The 206-nt window shown below is 54.4% G+C and carries 1 protein-coding gene; it reads left to right on the plus strand.

Annotated elements, in window-relative coordinates; genetic code table 11:
• On the plus strand, positions 1-206 hold a 206-nt coding region (locus tag ACXAH6_RS20530; RefSeq protein WP_474879851.1), incomplete at both ends, for a hypothetical protein.

Raw genomic sequence — 206 nt, forward strand, 5'->3', positions numbered from 1 at the left:
ATGATGCCACCATTAACGTGACCTTGGCATCAGATGCAGCGAGCTGGGCATACTCCCTAGACGGTGGTGATAACTGGACGACGGGCTCAGGCACGAGCTTTGAGCTGGCAAACGATACTACCTACGCCATTGGCGATATTCAGGTGAAGCAAACCGATACCGCGGGCAATGAGTCTGCTGTGACGTCGAATAGCGCAGCCATTACC

Source organism: Alteromonas sp. ABE4_545 (genome assembly GCF_056161325.1).